Below are 283 nucleotides of genomic sequence, written 5' to 3'. Positions count from 1 at the left end.
CCCCAGAATCCTTCAATTTTCGTGCAGTTTCGCGTATTTGGGCAACTGTCCCGAACCGTATCATTCGAGGTTCATGCTTCTTCCACTGCACCAAATCACGGGTCGCGCGTACCGCGCTTTTCGTTCCCGGGAACCCGGAACCACGGGGCAGCATCACCCACGTTTTTCCGTTTTCTATCACGGGGAACGGCGTAATGGATTTCGGATCGGCGGTTGCTCGATGCTCCTGCACCCAGAAATTGGGTAGCTTGGCCCGGGCAGCACGCGTGATCCGCTCCTGAGG

Annotated in this window: 1 protein-coding gene; it reads right to left on the bottom strand. The window is 57.2% G+C overall.

Annotated elements, in window-relative coordinates; translation table 11 throughout:
- A partial coding sequence (locus AC1RP1_RS08280; protein ID WP_481762766.1) for a hypothetical protein occupies window positions 1-283 on the bottom strand: 283 nt, incomplete at both ends.

It is taken from the genome of Dellaglioa sp. CoH-56-MRSF-13, from assembly GCF_056782095.1.
Note: the sequence above shows the minus strand (reverse complement) of the source record. Positions and strands in the feature narration are given on the sequence as shown.